We start from the raw sequence: 19,171 nt of genomic DNA, 5'->3' as shown, positions 1-19,171 counted from the left end.
AAAATAAGATCATGAGCATTATAAAAAATCATCCCATCTTCGAAGATAACCAGGTGCTTACCAGTGGGCAGCTCAACCAATTGCACAACTATTTGGATCAGCAAACGAGGTTGACCCGTTCATGTCTCATAGGAATGGGAATTGCCTGCGGACTGGAAATAAAGACGGTAACGGGGAACGAACCATCCATCACCATAACGGGCGGCCTAGGCATCAGTTCGGAAGGTTACCTCATAGAATTGTGTCCTGAAGGCAATTCGTGTACCACGGTCCAGTACCGCAATTACAATTTGCCGGAGGGGGTGGTCTATACGCCCTTTCAAGACGAAGGCTTTCACCAAGATATAGCCCTTTTCGAGTTGCTCTCGAGCGGGGCGGAGTACGACCAAGAGGAGGAGGTCAAACCCTTATCGGAACTCCCGGGGGGATTGGAGGATAAGGTGGTGGTCTTGTTTTTGGAGTGCATCGATAACGACCTGAAGTCGTGCTTGGGAAAAAGCTGCGACGAATTGGGAATCGACCGAATTTTCACCCTAAGGAAGCTCTTGATCGACCGCGACGACCTGGATAAGGTGAACCCACGTACGAACGGGGAGAGGCAGGACGATCTTTTTCCCGATAAATTCATCGCCCTGCCCCGTGTGTTTTTTGAAGGTGGGGATACGGTCCATTATTTTCCCTTTGCCTTCAGGTATGTCGAGGCGCTTAACACGGTGTTCGATCCGTTGAAAAAGTACTTGTCCACTACCTATACCGCCTATGAACCCATTTTGGGGAATGTTTATGGGGAAAATCCTTTTGAAACATCCGTCATCCAGAACGTATACAAGGAAATAGAGGAGTACCTGGGGGGTGGCTTGGTGAAATTCCCATGGCTCGGAATCCAGTATGTATATGATTTTTTTGATGACCTTGTTTTGGCCTATGAGGAATTCAGGGAGTGTGCCCATGATTTGATATGGCAGTGTTGCCCGGATATGACAAGGTTTCCCAGGCATCTCATGCTGGGCGAGGTAATTGCGGACCCAATTGGGCCATGCGAAACGGACAGGTACAGGCATGGGTTTACCCAACCTCCCATATACAACAAACAGCAGCTCTTGCTTGAAAAGACCATTTCCCTTCATAAACGAATCGTATTGCTCTTGGAAAAATTTTCCTTCGAGAGTCTCAACGACCCCATCGAACTGCCTGTAAAGGCAACCCCAGGTGGTGGAAGAAAATCAAGCCTATCCGTTCAAAGCATCCCTTTTTACTACGATTCGAAGGGCGAAAGCAGCTTTTGGCCATCGGAAAACCTTGAATTGGAATGGAATTTTTCCAGAAAACATAGACGGTGCCAGCTGTTCGAGAAAGAACAGAATGCCCTGAACCTCTCCTACGACAACAATACGATGTTGCCTGAGGCCAAGACCCCTTTGTCCACCCCTTTGCGTTTTAAGATGGACCGTCATAATTTCTTGCGGATCGAGGGCCATCAGGGAAAGGACATTCACGACACGGTAGCGGGGTTGACGGCCCTTAAGACCAAGGCCAATATCGATTTTGACATCAAGGGTATTTATCTGGGCGACCTCTTCCCGGAAGATGACAAAAGAGTCCGCCTTCCCGAATGCCTTTACCAAGACCTACAGGTCGATTATTCGATTTGGAGGGGAAAATTGCTTTATTTTTTAGGCAGTTTCTCGAGGTTGGTCACGGGGTCCCGCTTCCTTCAGCGAAAGGACACTTCCGCCAATATGAACAACTATACTTCGGCCCATGACACCTCTGCCCTCTACAAAAAATTGAACAACGTGGATGGTTTGAACCGCAGCCTTACCAAAGACAATTGGATGCGGGTGGCGGACGAGGTACATTATAAGACCAAGGAAGACAACAAGGCCGAATGGATCAAAAAGGAAAGGGAAACGGCAACGGCCACAGGTACCCAAAAGGCAAGTGTCGACGACCTTCATGCGGCCATTACCGAGTGCCTGAAGGCGATAAGGAACAACACCCCGGAAGATTTGGCATCCTTCGAAATGGAGCCTTGGCTAGAGGCATACAGATGCCCCTTGGTCCTCTTTGTCGAATACCTCAAACTGCAGTCGGGCCAAATACCCAACGATACCAACATGACCGAGGTCAATTTGAAGATCCGATTGATCGCGGCCCTGCAAGAATTGGTCAGAAACCTGTTTATCTATCCCTATATCGATATCCGTATCATCAACAACGCCCTTACCGGCCGCATGGAACAATACCGCGAACAGCACAGCTTTTCCAATTTTCTTAAAAACCATACCGGGTTGGAACATCAGGCCGGTGTTGAACAAGGGCAGACCTTTGTGTTGTTGTACCAAGGCGGATATAGCGATTCGACCCAGGAAAAATTAATGAAAGAGGCTGAAATATGGTTGAAGGATGCTGGTAAGATCGACGTGGATCTCGGTGATTTTTTCGAATGGAACAAAGAGGTCTTTGGCACGGTACTGGCCGATTTTACCCTGCCCTACAAATGCTGTGACCCCTGCGTTGATGTAGGTTCCGTTGAAATCCCCTTAGACCCCTTGGCCGTTCCGATTTGCGAAATAGTGCCTACCCGTATCGTAGGCGAAAAGCAGGCGTCTATCGAATACGAGCCCTTGGAAGAACGTATACTCCATTCGATGTACGACCCCGAAGCCTATCGTATCGACCTTAAAAATACCGAAGGCAAGTACGGCCAGGCCAAATTGAACATAAGGCCCTTTCCCTTCGATGAGGAGAAAGAGGTGCAAACTTTTTTATATACGGCAGATACCAAAAAGGTATTGGCGGCCTCCGTCAATAGCCAGAGTGCCTATCTCGTCGATGTTTTCGAGTATGCCATATCACGGGTAGAAGGTAGTGGCACGGAAGGGCAGTCCCAAACCGTCTTGGTCGATTCGGCCGAGATTACCGTAATTGTCCCGATCATCCCTAGGGGAGAGGCCGTCGTGGGCATACAGGGCCGTATATACTACAAAGATACCAAGGGCAGGGAACTTCCGATTCCGGGGGCGCAGGTCTGGACGAATGTCAACAAATTTGAAATCCATTCCCAGGCCGATGAAAGGGGAGGATACAGTCTAGTAAACGATGCCCTTGTCAACGGTTCTTACGAAGTGTTCGCCACGGCTAACGGTTTCTATCAAGGCAAAGCCTCCGAAGTGGTTGTCAAAAATGCGATGGCCACACGTGATATAGAACTCATTCCCCGCATAGATCTGAAAGGTGGGATAAAAGGACTGGTTGAACATTTAGACCTAAACGAGAATTCTAGGGAAGCCCTTTTAATGGCCAAGGAATACGAAAACAGCCGAAACCTCTACAAGGAGGTCATTGCCAGTACTATCCTCCGCGAAAAGGAAAACGTAAAAACGCTGATAGCGACCGAGAAGACCATCTCCAAATTTAACGAGGAAGACGATATTCCGACGGAAGTGTTGAACAAGACTTATGTGGCCCAAAGGGATGCCTTGCTCAAAGAACTCGCAACGACCAAAAACAAGGTTACCATGGCCAATAGGGCCGCTGCGCTCAAGGTGTTGACCAACAGTTATATGGACCGGCTGATCCTGAGCGAGAAAGGCGATTTCAGCGCCGAAAGCCTGGCCGTTCTAAAGGAATCGTCAAGTAAAATAGGGAAAGCGGGCATCAATATGAAGGCCGAGATGAAGGAATGGTCAGAAAGCAAGACCCGTGTATTAGGGGAGGATATCGTAAAGGCAATCACCAAAAATTTTAAAGCATAGGACTTGGGCGATATAGCAAAACATAGCATTAAGCGGCAGGTGCTTGACATCACCATTTCCAATGCCGATGACCACGAAGAGGTAACGACGGCCCTTTCCAAAATTTGTAGGGAAAACCTGGACACGGTCTTTGGGGACATTTGTGAAGGCCTGGTTCCACCCGATGAGGTGCTTCGTTTCGATTCCTTGACCGTAGATTTGGGACATTTGCCTTTGGAAGGGCTGGCGAACGACTTTCCCAAGGCTTTGGTACAAGCGGTAAGGGAATCGCTTTTTGTCCAAATTCGGGATAAAAAAGTCGCCTTGCGCCCAAAGGGGAAGGCGGAACGGCAGACCAAGAGCGAAGCGCTGCTGCACTACTTGGCCACGGGGCAATTGCCGTGGTACTACGAAGGAAACCTCGAAAAACTAAAACAGGAGTTCTCAAACGCGGGAATCGATTATACAGAGTACTTGCTGCCCATTTTTAAAAGAAGGCAAAGCCGGAAAAGAGCCGTCCATTTTTTTAATGAAGCGGTATGGAACGGATTTTTTCTAAGGGAAAACCATCCATCGGATAAAAAAATCCCTTGGTTTCAATTAAGGACGCTAAAAACCTGTTTGCAAAAGCTGGCGGCCCGAACATCGGTCCTCGGCGTCGCCCCACGTCAAGAGGCAAAGGCCCTTTGGTCGAGCCTGGAGCATGGGGAAACCACCTATGTCTTTGTGGTCGAAGCACTTTTGCTACAGTGGGTCGAAGCACCCGCACAAAGGGTGGAAGGATTGTTCCGCTTCCTGCCCATACCCTTCCGCCGACGTCTGCAAAAACTTTTGTCGGCCGTTGGGCCTGGGGAAAGCAAAGGGTTTAGCCAAGAGGAAAAGACCTTATGGGCGGCCCTGGGGGCACCGGAGGAACTCGGCCCTATGGCACTCCCCCCGGAGGCGGAACCCAAGGTGGATAAGAAGGCCGACAAGGATTTCGGGAATAGAGAAAAAAGGACCAAAATCGATACGGCCGGGGAAATACAGTCCCTAGAGGACACGACGATCGAAAATGCCGGGATAATCTTGCTATGGCCCTATTTACAGGCCTTTTTTACGGGTATGGGACTTATGGAAGAACGGGCCTTCAAGGATGAACAGTCCCTGGTCAAGGCCGTTCATTTGCTCCACTATTTGGCCTTTAAAACGGAAGAGGGCAATGAGACCCAATGGCTTTTGAACAAGCTGTTATGCGGGATGGGACCTACGGAATTCGTTCCTGAAAAATTTGACCTGAAGACGTCCGATAAGGAAGAATGCGAACACCTGCTCAAAGCGGTGATAACGAATTGGTCCGCTTTGAAAAATACGGGTACCGATAGCCTTCGAACTACCTTTTTGCAAAGAAGCGGTGTTTTGGAACCCTGTGAGAACGGATGGAAACTAAAAATCGAACGAAAGGCCTACGACGTTTTGTTGGACCGGCTGACCTGGGCGATTTCGGTAATTAAGATGCCCTGGAACGAATATTTGATCACGACACAATGGTAACGGAAAAAATTAAGGCGAACGCAACGGATATTGCCAAGGAACTCGATTGGCTCAAACTGATATTGAAGACCCGGTCGGCCTTGAATGTCGACGAAGCTTCGGACTACGCCGATGTTTTTGAAATCGCCCCCCCTGTTCTTTCCGAATGCGCTTCGGGATATGCTCAACTGGTCAAGGAAAATAACTTCGGCTTCGTGGAGCGCTTTATCCTCATTCTCGCGGCAGTGCCCTACATCAAGCCGGAGCTGCTCGACGTTTTTATTCAAAAAAACAAGACTACCAATCAGCTGTATACCGAATTCGGAGGCAGGGTAAGCGATCAGCATTCGGGCTTTCTGCCCACGGGGGAAACGGTGATGTTCATTTTGGCCGCCAACGACCTGGCCCGAAGGTTTGCCCTGCTAAAACCTTTTGAGGGCGACCACGTCTTCGCCCAAAAGCAGATGGTTTGGTTGTCGGAGGTTTCGAACAATACCAGCTTTTTGAACGGTCAGCTCTCGCTCTCACAGGAAATTCTGGACCGGATCACCACGGGCGAGGTCAAAAAACCCACCTTCAGTACCGTATTTCCGGCCCGCCTTTTGGAGACCAAGATGGAATGGGACGACCTGATCTTGGATCAGGGCACCCAAAACCAGCTCAAGGAAATAGAGGTATGGCTGCAGCACCAGCACCGCTTAATGACGGTTTGGGGGATGGACAAAAAGCTGAAACCGGGGTACAAATCCCTTTTCTACGGTCCTCCCGGTACCGGAAAATCATTGACGGCCAGTCTTTTGGGAAAGAAGCTGGGCTTCGATGTATATCGGATCGACCTATCGCAGACCGTATCAAAATTTATAGGGGAGACCGAAAAGAACCTCGCCAAGGTGTTCGACAAGGCCGAAAGCAAGGATTGGATCCTGTTTTTCGACGAGGCCGATGCCCTGTTCGGGGCACGGACGGCCACCAAGGATGCCCACGACCGCTATGCCAACCAGCAGGTATCGTACTTGTTACAGCGTATCGAAGAGTACAACGGATTGGTCATTTTGGCCTCCAATTTAAAAAGCAATATCGACGATGCCTTTTTGCGGCGTTTTCAAACGGTGATCCGCTTTCCGATTCCCTCGGCCAAGGAACGCTACCGGCTGTGGCAAATGGCTTTTTCGGACCAATGCGAACTTGAAAAGGGCATAGACCTCTATCAGGTCGCCAACGACTACGAACTGGCCGGCGGATCGATCATCAATGCGGTACAATATGCCTCCTTGATGGCCTTGGACCGATCGGGCGAGGAAATTCTAATGGCGGATATCGTCCAGGGAATAAAACGGGAATACCATAAAAACGGGAGAACAGTGTAGACGGAACAACTAAAACGGAAAATATGGCTTTTGCAACAGCTTTAAGGGAAAACAGGCAGCCTTTTGTTCAGGCGAAGTTGACTATTGGTCGGCCCAACGACAAGTATGAGCAAGAGGCCGATGCCGTGGCCGATCAGGTAATAAAGATGCCTTCGAATGATCGTTCGGGCATCCAACGAAAATGTGCCGAATGTGAGGAAGAAGAACTGCAGATGAAGCCTTTGGGGCGCACCATCAGTCCCATTGTCCAAAAACAATCAAGTTCAACCGCTTCGGTCGCCCCACCGAACATATCCCAGTCTTTGTCTAAAAGCAAGGGCTCAGGGCGACCCTTGCCACAATCGACCCAAAATGTTATGGGCCGTGGTATCGGGGCCGACTTTTCGCAGGTCAAGGTCCACACCGACGACAACGCCGTACAAATGAACCGTCAGTTAAATGCCAAGGCCTTTACCAACGGATCCGATATTTATTTTAACCAAGGGCAGTACAATCCGCAAAGTTCGCAAGGAAAGCATTTGTTGGCGCATGAATTGACGCATGTGGTGCAGCAAAGGAATACAATTCAACTGTATAGAAATAGCGGTAGTTGGAATTTTGGAGAAAAGGACATTCCTCCTACGTGGGTAGAGCAAGAATTTGCCAATCCCCGAGATAAAACCACTAAACCTTGGATAAAGCAAATCGATATCAATTTTACTTCCACCATAAAGGATTCCGATGGTAATGACACCCAAGCAGGAACAATTGATATTGTTTATTCAAAAAACGGACACGAATTATCTGATTTTAGTTTTTCGATATCGGGAGGCTCGATTCAAGTAGGAACTACGGATAGAGGAACGTTTAAGGTTCATCGCATTGAAGGTTTTGGATACAACAGTGGAAAATATTCGGATCTATCGGATAAAGAAGGACCGAGGAAAAGATATAGCAAAGCAGGAAAGCCGGCGAATATGCATTATGCTGTTTTTTATAATTCAGGAGAAGCCTTACACATTGGACCTCTTAATGAATCCTCCCATGGTTGTGTACATGTAGGTGTATCAGATGCAGCTAAAATGAGGCAGATCAATTACCATTCGGTAATAGGTTTAACAAAAGTTAAAGTGACCAAACCATAATGTACTCGGGAGCCACGCATATAGTTAATCAGAAAAAGGCGGTCCAATGTAAACTTGCTATAGGCCAACCGAACGATAGGTACGAGCAAGAGGCGGATGCCGTGGCCGACCAGGTGATGAAAATGCCTGCCACCCAGATTCCACCAGTTCAGCGTAAGTGCAAAGCTTGTGAAGAGGAAGAGGTGCAGATGAAGCCGCTTTCCCAAACCATCACACCTGTTCTTCAGAAACAGGAGGAGGAAGAGGAAGAAGTACGGATGAAACCGCTTGCGACTTCAATTACTCCAATTGTTCAAAAGCAATCAGGTTCCGGGAGTGAATTGCAAATGAAGGGTATCTCTACGGACACTATCATTCAAAAAGAAGACGAACCAACGAGTATCGAAGCAACATCTCCGGAAACAGAAGCACCTGTAACCTCGAACAACACCTTGCCCAATCTCACACTGCAGGTTCCTTCGCCCCTGATCCTCCGGGCAAATGGGGTAATGTTTACGAACCCGACTTTTTTGGTACAGGGACCAAATGGAAGCATCGTGGATTTGGCACCATATACAGGTAACGGCTTGGTCGACTTCCCTTTGGCTGCTTTGGAGTCCCTAGGGATTCCCATCCTAAGTTACTTTCATTTTCATATGGGTCGGGCACGGCAATATTTGGGACAACATTTTGACAGTGCCTATGGTTTAAGTGGCGGTACTTCCTTTATTCGCAATGCATTGCACTACGGGTATATCAGCGCTGATGATGTGACCCTCTTTGGGGCGCCCAGCAGTTACAATTTTGAGCACTATAATGGGATACCCAATCTGAACATTGTAGCCAATCCTATGGACATTGGTACCATGATCAATGTGAGTTACTTTAACTATCCCTTGGAGGAAGGCCATAACAACCCCGCCGTATTGTTTACCATTACGGCACCTTTTGACCAAAATCCGTTCGAGGCCTTTGTCAATTTGGGAGGAGCGATAGGTCACGCCTTAAGCGGAGATCTTTACAGTTTGCCTGATGTCACCCACAATTACCCAAGATTCCACGACGAACCCAATCGCGAAATAGGTACGCCCACGACTACCACCCAGATAAGTCCAAAAGCCGATTCCAATGTAAGTCCCTCCAAGGGTTTTGAATCAAGACTAAATGCACAAAAAGGAGGGGGACAAGCCTTACCTAGCTCGACTCGTGAGTTTATGGAACAACGTATCGGGGCTGACTTTAGCGAAGTTAACATCCATACAGGCACACACGCCACAGCCTTAAATAGAGATTTAGGAGCAAGGGCATTTACCAATGCCAATGATATCTACTTCAATCAAGGTCAGTATAGTCCTCACAGTTCCGAAGGAAAACGCTTATTGGCACATGAGTTGACACATGTAGTTCAACAAAATGCTAACAGGACGCCATACCTCATAAATAAGTATGAGGATGAATGGGAAGTTCCAAGAGTAACCGTCAGGGCTTCATTATCTGGACTGACTTTTCGTTTGGAAGACGCAACTTTGAGTTCAATGCGCACCTATAGACAGATGTTTCATGCTGCAATTTTAAGAAAGCTTATAGGTTCACAGTATAGTGAGGGCTTAGAAAACGATATACCCCAAAATGGAGAATTCCACGGAATCTGGAGCGATCCAAATGCTTCGCCGGTCAATGCACAACAATACTCGAGCAATATTACTTTGCACGGCGAAGCGGGAACAGAATTATTGGATTGGTTGGAAAGAAATGATTACAATATTACCGGTTTAACCCCACATCAAAGAGAACTTCTCCATCTTGGCGAAGTAACAAGGGATTTGCACATTGAGTTAGAAGGCGATTTACCACCGTGGCTCACTACTTTTATTTTTCAGAGACTAATGTCAAGGCAAGGAGCTTTGTTGTCAGAGTATACCTCCGATTGGGAAGAACAAAGACAACAGGCAGAGGAAGGAATTATAGGCGTAACGGCTTGTTATGGAGAAGGCTGCCTCAACAATAGAATATTGGCACAATTGAACCCATCAATAAATGTTCTTGAAGCTATAAGGAACGATTTTGTCCTCTCCGTAGTGGAAGAAACGAGGAGGTTTTATGAACTTATCTGGAATGTACCCGAAGAAGGCATTCCAACCGCAGTAAGGGATCAGATGTTAGCCTCAAGGTTTCTCCTCTTCTGTTATAGCCAATCAGATTTTTCGGAAAGAGCTCTTACCGAACATGATGCCAGAATCGAGATTATTAATAGATTTATGAACATTGCTTTGCCTCAGCAACTGAGCACATCGGGAGATGAAATAATCTCGGAAAGACCTTCGGAATATAATACTCCAGAATTTCCTTCCCATATAAGAAGTTATCCCGCCCTATTACCGCCAAGGGGGTTCGCCCAGGAACTGCCCCTGGCGTTCGGTGTTATTGGAACTGATTATGATTTCTCGATGAACCTAGTGCACCGAAATTATTTGGAGGCATTAGGAGCTTATTTCTCCTATACCTACCAATGGGAGTTTAGCAGAGTACCTTTAAATTCATTCCTATCAGAAAATGAATCCGAAGATGAGACCCCTGTATCCGGTTCACCAACCGTACTTGACTCCATAGTATCGGGCGTAAATAGATCTTTGAGGTATCGAGATCAGGATTATGAAACAGTAGATGATGAGTTGGGAATTTTTTCGCCCTTCACCTACTCATTAGTAGAATTGAATTCTGCTTTGGGATTGCTTGGGGCTACAGTAGTGCCATTTATTGGTCGCGCGGTTAGACCGAGACACGAACAACGGTTTAATTTTAGGGAGCCTGGGGTTTATTTTGTAAGCTGTGTAGCCTATTCTATGACAAGAGATGATAATGACGCGGTGGTAAGAGTACCTAGTTCTGCTATTTATTCCTTCCCTATTTTCGTCAACGGTACTGAAACAATCTCTGAAACTATGCTTGCAAGTACCCAGGCAGAGGTTGTCCAGAGACATCATAGAATTCTTGAAATTCAAGACCAGCTCGATAATAATAGAGAACTTTCCACAACCGAAAGACGTAGTCTGCAAGCTGAATTAAGGAATCTTCAAATCTTGAACGGATTCAATGTTGAGGAAGAATTAACGGTTCGTCGAGATTCCATTATCCGAGCGATATTTCAACATGAGAAGGATCGAATAATGAGATTAAGCAGCTCTAGCAGGTCGGAAATCCAAGAAAGGTTGACATCAATTAACACTGCCCTAGAACAAAACCGAGCATTCGCAGATAGCCAAGTTACTTTGGCGCGAAGTATAATGGAAGAGAGAAGTGAGATAAGTAGAACAGATCGTGCGTTTTACGCGCCACTACGACAAAGTTTATCTCAAATGACGCAGGTTATGGAAGTACAAGATCGTCGAGGGCTTGTGAATGCCCAAAGGGTAAGAGCTTGGTTTATCGGTGATGAAGGCGCTACCATAAGTCTCGTAATTGAGTATGTGCACGATGAGGACGAAAATGAATACCACATTTCAGATATCACTACCCCTAATAGCGGTGATACTTCTATAGAGGATGACGCAACGGACGATTCCGATACCCCGCCTGTTGTATTGGGAATTGTCAGACTTTTAAGGAGCACGGCTGGATATGGACAACGAGGGCATGTCGCGGTAGAATGGGAAAGAGAAAGGTACATCAGAGAGGTAACCGCAGATACAGCGGTTATCATAACAACAGGAATTGATAATGCAGTAACGCTAATCGAACTTGCAGCCCTGGCGGCCGCTCCTTTTACGGCCGGGGCTTCACTCGGTTTATTGGCTCCTTTAGGGGTTATTGGGGCGTTTCCAGCTGCCTATAGACTAATAACCAGATATGAAGACTCTACATTTCGTCTTGATTGGAATTCGGCTTCAGACATCGTGTCCGTTTTAGGTGGGTTTGGTGAGGTTAGTCGCGCATTAAAAATAGTTCAGGTGCCAGGCAGGAATGTCAAAATGGTGCTAGGTTTAGGTCAAATGGGGTTACAAGGTCTTATATTGGGAGGTGTTACACTTCATGAAATTGAACAAGTTCAGGCTTCGAACGCCTCCCTAGGGGAAAAAAGAACACAATTAATGCTAATCCTGGGTCATGCATTAATCAATTTTGGAATGTTAATTGGTGAGCCATTAATGGAAAGGGCTTATAATCATAGAGGCGCACCGAACCGACCACCTGATTCCGATTCTTCTTTAGGAGTGGATTCGGATACCCCAGCATTAACCGTTGAAAATCATTCAGAATCTGACGGCAATTCTACTGAAACTAACCAGACTCCTGAAGGTATAGAGAGCGATAATTTACCTCAAAATGTTGAAACAAGGCCGGAAAGCCCAGTTCAGGATGGTGATTCAACAGCGACACCGGATGCTGAAAGTTCTCATTCCGAATCTGAAGATGGTGTAACAGTGGAAGAAACAAGATCTGGGCCAGAACCTTCCGAAAATATTCCTGCAGAAGAAAGTACAACAGAAAATCAACATGAGGAGGTAGTCAATGGTGGCGGAGGAGGCGAGACCATACCAAATGCTGAAAGTCTTCCACCTGAAGCGGCTCAAATTATTGGTAGGTTGGATGCAATTCGAGAACAATTCCAAAGAATGAAGGAGAGAGTTGGTGAAAGTAATGATGAGATGAGCCAGGCACTTGATCAGTATATACAGGATGCATTGACTAAACGGCAAGAAATCTTTAATAACCCAGAGAGTGCGGATGCTTTGGGAAATGCAAATGATTTAATTGATAGCATGCGAGAAATAAGGGATGCTTTAAGAGGTCGCCTCAATCAACCAGAACCCTCTGAAGAAAGTTCATCTGAAACTGAGGAAAATACAGACCACACCGATGCAATTGAGGATACTCCAGAGCCAGAATCCCCTGATACCGAAACCACCGAATCACAAGCAACTCCAGATACTTCACCAGAAGTTGTTGATGCAGCACCTCAAACTCCGGATGATCTCATAGGGGACAATGAAAGATTCGAAGGACATGGCCAAGATTCAAGTGATTTGAATAGGCTTTTTGATACTTACAAGGAAGGACCGGGTAGAGAAGATGTAACCCCACAGGAATGGGCAAGAAGGACAAGAGGAGAGGCTCGTCGAATATTAGATAGACTGTTAGGTGATGGTTGGGCGCAAAGAGGACGCCGCCGCCGTCCACGTGATAGAGGTGATGTCGTTGTAACGGTAACCCGGCGAATGTTAGAGGCTGTTCCCTACCCTCATGATGACGTTTCAATTCCCATTCCAATTAGTCCGGGTGATTCCTTGGTAATCCGTCCCACCACCGATAGGCCATCCACTTCTACTATGCGACGTTTATTTATGGATGTTCTAGGTTTACTTCCATCGGACATAAGGGCCTCTTTTGACGCAGCGCTTCGAGATACATTGAATCGATACAGCATGGACCAATTAAGGGAGATGGGTTATACGTTCAGGGATTATGATGGCGTTGAGCGGGCGTGGCCTTTGGATGCACATGACCATCCGCTAGAAGTACATCATATTATTGAGCTGAGTTGGGGAGGCACCAACGCTCCTTCTAATCTAATGCCGCTACCTAGTAGGGAACATGATCTGCTATCAAGATGGTGGAGAGGTTTACAGCGGCATGTTTTAGGTAATGGGGAGATACGAGATGCTAGGAATACACCGGATACCCAAGGGGAGCACATTCCTGACTTATTGGAAATTTTGAACACGGAACCTGAATAGTAAAGAGGAATTGGATTTATCCCTAATGACTGCGCTTGTATTATTTGCAAAACATGTATGAACAAGGAAGTGTTCTTAAACATTTGGGCCTGAATACTTAACAATTATTGAGACGCTACCTTTCTATGCCTCAGGGTAGAATCCATTCTTTGTGAAAAAAAGAATAAAAATGTCTTTCTCGCTCTCTATGGTCTCGTAATAGTTGTACTAAAGGGTAGATCAGTTTCGAAATGCACCAAACTTAAGTGGTCGAATTCACGATTCAATGTGAAACCCAGTTAAAAATACAGGGTCCCTGAGTTTCAACTGGCAGAAGTCCTATCCTTGTAAGATTGAAGTGCATGTTATTTTTTGCCTCCATAAACCCAAATAAGTCAAGTCCAAAAAAAATCTCTTTTTTCCTATAAAAAAGCAGTATAAAACTTAAAATCTATACACGATTTCCTGCCACTGATACATAAATGCTTGCGCCTTAGTGGAAATAGTACTAAGCTTATATTGCGAAGAACAGCTTGCGGGTAAATGCAATGGCCTGCCCACCTGCTTCAACGGTTCCCTCCCAAACAACCAGCAGAAATCGAAATACCAATTAAATAACCGCACTATGGCAACGAATGCATATTGGGAGCATAGGGGATTTCCCTGGGAACACGACCCAGGGCCGCCAAAGAACACAAGCTGGGCCCGGCTCTTTTCGCAAACGCCCAACTATCGGGCACTGGCCGAAACCTATATGGGTAAGGAGAAGTTTCGATGGCACTTCGGACCGATGCATTACCGCGGGCGACTCAAAAGCAAGCAGGTCAAGGTGCTCGTCATCGGTCAAGAGGGTGCCATGGACGAAAGCCTGGCCCATAGGGCATTCGTGGGCAGTAGCGGTGGCCGGATGCAACATATAGTGAACTACCTGGGTATCGATTACAGCTACCTCTTCCTCAACACTTTTTTGTACCCCATCTTCGGGCAGTACTCCGAACGAAAAATAAAAGTGCTTGCGCAAAATCCCGCATCGCCCATTGCCAAACAGCGGACAGAACTATTGGACTATGCGCGTAAAAAGAACGATCTACGGCTTATTATCGCCGTGGGTACCGCCGCCAAGGAGACCGTTCAAACCTGGATCGAAGGATTGGGCGGCCAATGTCCGGACGGAATCGCCGATTTGAGTACGGCGGATTCCCACCTAATCGGCCCCAAGGCCAAGGTGGTAGGTATCATCCACCCAGGGGCCTTGCACCAAGCCGATATGAGGGACAGCGTATTGGAAGACTATAAAAGGGTGATGGCGCAACTGGAGGAATGGGTCGACCAGGATCCCGATTGGTTGCCCTGCGACCCGGGGATGGAGCGCGATTTTTCGATTCCCTTTGAAATTCTGAAGAAGCCGATTCCCTTTAGGGACCTGCCCGCCGGGGTCAGCTGGCGTTTGGGAAACGGGACTTCCGCAGGACAGCGGCAAGACGAGCAACGCAGCATCCAACTGTCCGCCGACATTCCTAGGGGCGAGCGCCACGATACTTTTTACCGCGGCCTGGCAACGGGCAGTAGCGATGGCTATCGGGACGGGGAGGGCGATGTGCCCTATGAGCCGCCCGTGAACGATTACGGGGCGTACGATATGGGGCCTCCCGATGCCTTTCTTAAATTGATCATGGGCGGTTATACGGGTTTGCAATGGCCTGATTTTGTATCCTTGGGGGTGGGCGCGCACCCCTCTTTCGGGGGCATGCCCTTGTTCCGCGGCCGGCCCGATAAAACGACCTTCTTGGTGGTGGCCGATCCGCAATCGGTAGACGACCTCTTTTGCATGCGGGCCCTTTGTGGCAATAGCGGACAGCATTTTCAAGGATTTCTTGAGGCGGCGGGAATCACCTCCCGCTACTGTATTTTAAGAAGCCTTCCGATAGACGATACCGGGATGTCGGTAAGCGAACAAATGAAGGTGGTACGCCATCCCGACGTACAAAAAATGTATCGGGCCATCTTGAAGAAGGTGCTTGACTACAAGGATGCCTCCGTCGTTTTGCTTATGGGGCCCTTGGCGGAGGCCCATTGGGACCTGGCCGGTATCGCTACCGCCCTTCCCGTGGTAAGGCTAAAAAACCATTCCCAACGAAATGGGTTGCAAAGTTGGCAGCAGGCACTGGCCGAACTGGCAACATTAGATTACCCAAAGGAAACACAGGCGAGTTTTCAATACGACGGTCACCGCATCCAAATTCCACGCTACGACCTGCCCTATGGCTTTTTGCGCTGGCAGGGCACCAGTGGGGATCGGGCCAAAAGGGCCAAGCGCGAAGACGGAGAATGGTCGCCCTATTACTACAAGTGGTATGCGCCCGATTGGGTTTTCAAAAATAAACCACGGCCGCTGTCGTCTGAAGAAATCGAATTCCTCAACCAATTAGAGCAATAAGTATGGCAGAAAAAATCAAACTCGGACCGGATGTCAAATACGCCGTACGGGGCAAGGTGGTCACTTTTAATGAGACCTCCGAGATCTTGGATGACGGGGTTTTGTACATCGAAGGTAACACCATCGTGGCCGTTAATGATTATGATGCGCCCTCGCCCGAAGGCTTTTCGAAATCGGAGGCCATCAACTGCGGGGGCACCCTATATCCCGGGATGATCGAACTGCACAATCATCTTAGTTATAACATCATTCCTTTATGGGACGTTCCGAAAACCTATGGCCATAGGGGCCAGTGGGGGGGCGGTGACCTGTACAGAAAAACGATTACCGGTCCCCTGAAGGTATTGGGGCATATCGATGGGTATTTACAGGCCATTGTGCGTTTTGTGGAGTGTAGGCTGCTTTTTTCCGGGGTAACTTCTTCCCAGGGAATTACCTTGGCGAGTCATGGGGGCATTACCAAATTGTACAAAGGGGTGGTCCGCAATGTAGAGCGTACCGTTGACAAGGACCTGCCCGCTGCCAAGACCAAAATTGCAGATATAACCAGTGCCGAAAAGTTATTGGAGCGCTTAAAGAAAAGCAGCTGCTACCTGCTGCACCTCGCCGAGGGCACCCAAGAAAAGGCCAATAAGCATTTTAGGGCCCTTCAGTTGCCCAGTTCAATGGGCTATGCCATTACCGATTCCTTGGTGGGCATCCATTCCGTGGGCCTGTTTCCCGATGATTTTAGGATCTTGGGACAGCACAAGGGTGGGATGGTATGGTCGCCCATGTCCAACTTTCTACTGTATGGTGTTACCGCCGATATCGCCGCGGCACACGAACACGGTGTGCTGATCGGGTTGGGGTCGGACTGGACACCGAGCGGAAGCAAGAACATGCTGGAGGAACTTAAGGTCGCCAAACTCGTTAGCGAAGAAAAAGGAGGGGTGTTCAATGATGAGGAACTATGTCGAATGACCAATACAAACGCCGCCCGTATGTTGAAATGGCAAGATCATTTGGGTTCCTTGGCCCCGGGCAAGAAAGCGGATTTTATCGTCTTGGCCGGAAAGGGAGGGGACGAGTACAAACGCTTGGTCGAGGCCCGTGAATCGAGTGTAATTTGGACGGTAATCGGGGGAGTGCCCCGTTGTGGTCAACGGCGTCTTATGCAAAAGTTCGATATAGCACTTGAAAAAACAAGCTTGGGAACGGTAACCCGCTACCTCTACCTGACCGATACCTTGGGGGAAAACCCGATTGAGGTCGACCTCGATTACAATACCGCCCGCAGGACATTGGAAGAGGGTATGGAAAACTTACCGTCCTTAACGCGACAGCTCGAGCAAAATGGAACTCTGGGTATCTTTGCAGGGGCCGCCGCTGCCGATGGTACCCATGCTACTTGGTTTATTGAACACGAACACGCCGACCACGACAACCAGCACCATATACCGTGGGCCGGAGCCGATTCGGCCGGTGACCTATTTGAGGCCGCCACCCCCTTATCGGAACTGATTGTGGAAAAACGAAAACTGGACAAGGCTACCGTGCTTGAAGATCCGGGGCATTTTAAGCAATTGGCACGGCAACGCAACCTGCCCGAATACATTAAGACCGGGCTTCCTCTTTATTACGGGCAGAACATCCGGCTCAGCGATGCCGTTCGCGATAAGGTGCAGCCTAAATTCAATACCGATTCACAGTTCGAGTATGTGGTACGCCTGTCGGACTTTAGGGAGACCCAAGGCTATATGAACATGGGCGATAAGATCAATGTGATCGACCAGGCCATAGGCGTACTGGAAATGGCCTATGTACACTTGGATCAAAAGACGGCCCTATACGCTTCCAATCCGGTCAGGCGTTTGGAGGTGATCAAACAGGAACTCTTGACGGGTAACTATGAAGACGAGGGCGAGCTTCGTTTTCATGAACGTATTATCGAAGTGTTCAATTCATTACGCGACCTGCATACCATGTATCAATTACCGATGCCGTATAAGGACAAAGTGGCCTTTCTGCCCTTTTTTGTCGAGCAGTATTACGATGACGAAGGCCCCAAGTTTATGGTTTCCAAAATATTGGGAACACCTTCGGCCACCTTTACGGCCGGGGTCCCGATTACCCATTGGAACGGGGTGGCCATCGAAACGGCTATCCTCGACAATGCCAAAAAACATGCCGGAAGCAATGACGAGGCCCGCTTTGCCCGTGGATTGGACAGTTTGACCTTCCGTCCCCTGGCCGTTATGTTGCCACCCGAGGAAGATTGGGTTACGGTGCGCTATATCGACGGTAAGGGGCGGGCCAGGTACCGTACGTTTAAGTGGTTGGTGGGTTCCGTACATTCCAACATTTGGGACGACCTCGAAAACGACCAGGCCATTTCAAAATTCAGCACCAGTGCCGGTTACGATTATACTACCGAACTGATCCATAAGACGAAGTTGCATTTCTTTGCGCCCAAAGTGGCCCTAAATGCCCTAAGTGCCAGTAAGGAAAAGTCGAAGAATAGCGAGGCATTTGACAAAGCCGAATTTTCCGCCCATTTTAAGACAATGGTACTGGACGGTAATGTCGGTTATATCAGAATCTACAGTTTTAATACCACGCGTCCGAAGGCCTTTGCCCTGTACTTTAAAAAGTTGTTGCAGTCGTTTAAGACCGACAAGGTCATCGTCGATATCCGCAACAATGGAGGTGGACATGTGTGGGCGTCGGAATTCGTTTTGCAGGCCCTCAAAAAGGAACCGATAACTCCGCAAAATGCACAATTCGTCAATTCTGGACTGACCGAGGCGATTTGCCGCATCCATTCGCCGTCGACCTCCCTGAACGGACTCGATTTGACCGATTGGAACACGACCCTCGCCGATATTCGATATACCGGAACGGCTTTTTCCATCGGTTATCCCATTACTCCGGTTGCCGAACTTGATGGTCTGCGGGCCAAACGCAATTATAAGGTAGTGCTGATTACCGATGCCCTTTGCTATAGTGCCAGTGATATTTTTGCCGCCGGCTTCCGCGACGAAAATCTGGGCAAGATTATCGGGGTGCACAAAAATACCGGTGCAGGGGGCGCCAATGTATGGACACATTCGCTGCTCTACCACCTGACCCGTGATGAAACGGGCAGGTCCGATTTTTTCCGCCCCTTGGGCTACGGGGCCGATATCCGGGTGGCAGTTCGCCGAACCTTGAGAAACGGCCTCAATCGCGGTGTGCCCTTGGAAGATTTGGGAATCGTTCCCGACAAAGTATGCCGTCTTACACGGGATGATCTACTTTTTAAAAACCGGGACCTTCTTGC

7 protein-coding genes are annotated in these 19,171 nt (G+C 48.2%); all 7 read left to right on the top strand.

What is annotated here, in order from left to right; genetic code table 11:
- The first annotated feature begins 11 nt into the window (after nucleotides 1–11).
- Nucleotides 12–3,758 (top strand): carboxypeptidase-like regulatory domain-containing protein, encoded by a 3,747-nt coding sequence (locus tag BUB37_RS17250; RefSeq protein ID WP_072995082.1) that lies wholly within the window; start codon nucleotides 12–14, stop codon nucleotides 3,756–3,758.
- Nucleotides 3,759–3,761: 3 nt separating this feature from the next.
- Complete coding sequence (locus BUB37_RS17245; protein WP_072995081.1) at nucleotides 3,762–5,270, top strand: contractile injection system tape measure protein; 1,509 nt, start codon at nucleotides 3,762–3,764, stop codon at nucleotides 5,268–5,270.
- Nucleotides 5,264–6,616, top strand: a complete 1,353-nt coding sequence (locus BUB37_RS17240) for an ATP-binding protein (RefSeq protein WP_072995080.1) — start codon at nucleotides 5,264–5,266, stop codon at nucleotides 6,614–6,616. The genes BUB37_RS17245 and BUB37_RS17240 overlap by 7 nt, the downstream gene beginning before the upstream one ends.
- A 23-nt stretch (nucleotides 6,617–6,639) precedes the next feature.
- Nucleotides 6,640–7,740, top strand: coding sequence for an eCIS core domain-containing protein (locus tag BUB37_RS17235; RefSeq protein ID WP_094766781.1), 1,101 nt, complete (start codon nucleotides 6,640–6,642; stop codon nucleotides 7,738–7,740).
- Complete coding sequence (locus BUB37_RS17230) at nucleotides 7,740–13,454, top strand: eCIS core domain-containing protein (protein ID WP_072995078.1); 5,715 nt, start codon at nucleotides 7,740–7,742, stop codon at nucleotides 13,452–13,454. Before BUB37_RS17235 ends, BUB37_RS17230 begins: the two co-directional genes overlap by 1 nt.
- A gap of 604 nt (nucleotides 13,455–14,058) precedes the next feature.
- Complete coding sequence (locus tag BUB37_RS17225) at nucleotides 14,059–15,870, top strand: uracil-DNA glycosylase family protein (protein ID WP_072995077.1); 1,812 nt, start codon at nucleotides 14,059–14,061, stop codon at nucleotides 15,868–15,870.
- Between the two features lie 2 nt (nucleotides 15,871–15,872).
- Nucleotides 15,873–19,171, top strand: a 3,299-nt coding sequence (locus tag BUB37_RS17220) for a S41 family peptidase (RefSeq protein WP_072995076.1), incomplete at its 3' end; no start/stop codon positions are given.

The sequence above is a fragment of the Pseudozobellia thermophila genome, assembly GCF_900141855.1.
In the GTDB taxonomy this organism is placed as follows: domain Bacteria; phylum Bacteroidota; class Bacteroidia; order Flavobacteriales; family Flavobacteriaceae; genus Pseudozobellia; species Pseudozobellia thermophila.
Note: the sequence above shows the minus strand (reverse complement) of the source record. Positions and strands in the feature narration are given on the sequence as shown.

Excerpts from the sequence above, each read along its gene's own strand:
- BUB37_RS17240 (WP_072995080.1), top strand. The coding sequence starts at position 5,264 with ATGGTAACGGAAAAAATTAAGGCGAACGCAACGGATATTGCCAAGGAA.
- BUB37_RS17250 (WP_072995082.1), top strand. The coding sequence starts at position 12 with ATGAGCATTATAAAAAATCATCCCATCTTCGAAGATAACCAGGTGCTT.
- BUB37_RS17225 (WP_072995077.1), top strand. The coding sequence starts at position 14,059 with ATGGCAACGAATGCATATTGGGAGCATAGGGGATTTCCCTGGGAACAC.
- BUB37_RS17230 (WP_072995078.1), top strand. The coding sequence starts at position 7,740 with ATGTACTCGGGAGCCACGCATATAGTTAATCAGAAAAAGGCGGTCCAA.
- BUB37_RS17235 (WP_094766781.1), top strand. The coding sequence starts at position 6,640 with ATGGCTTTTGCAACAGCTTTAAGGGAAAACAGGCAGCCTTTTGTTCAG.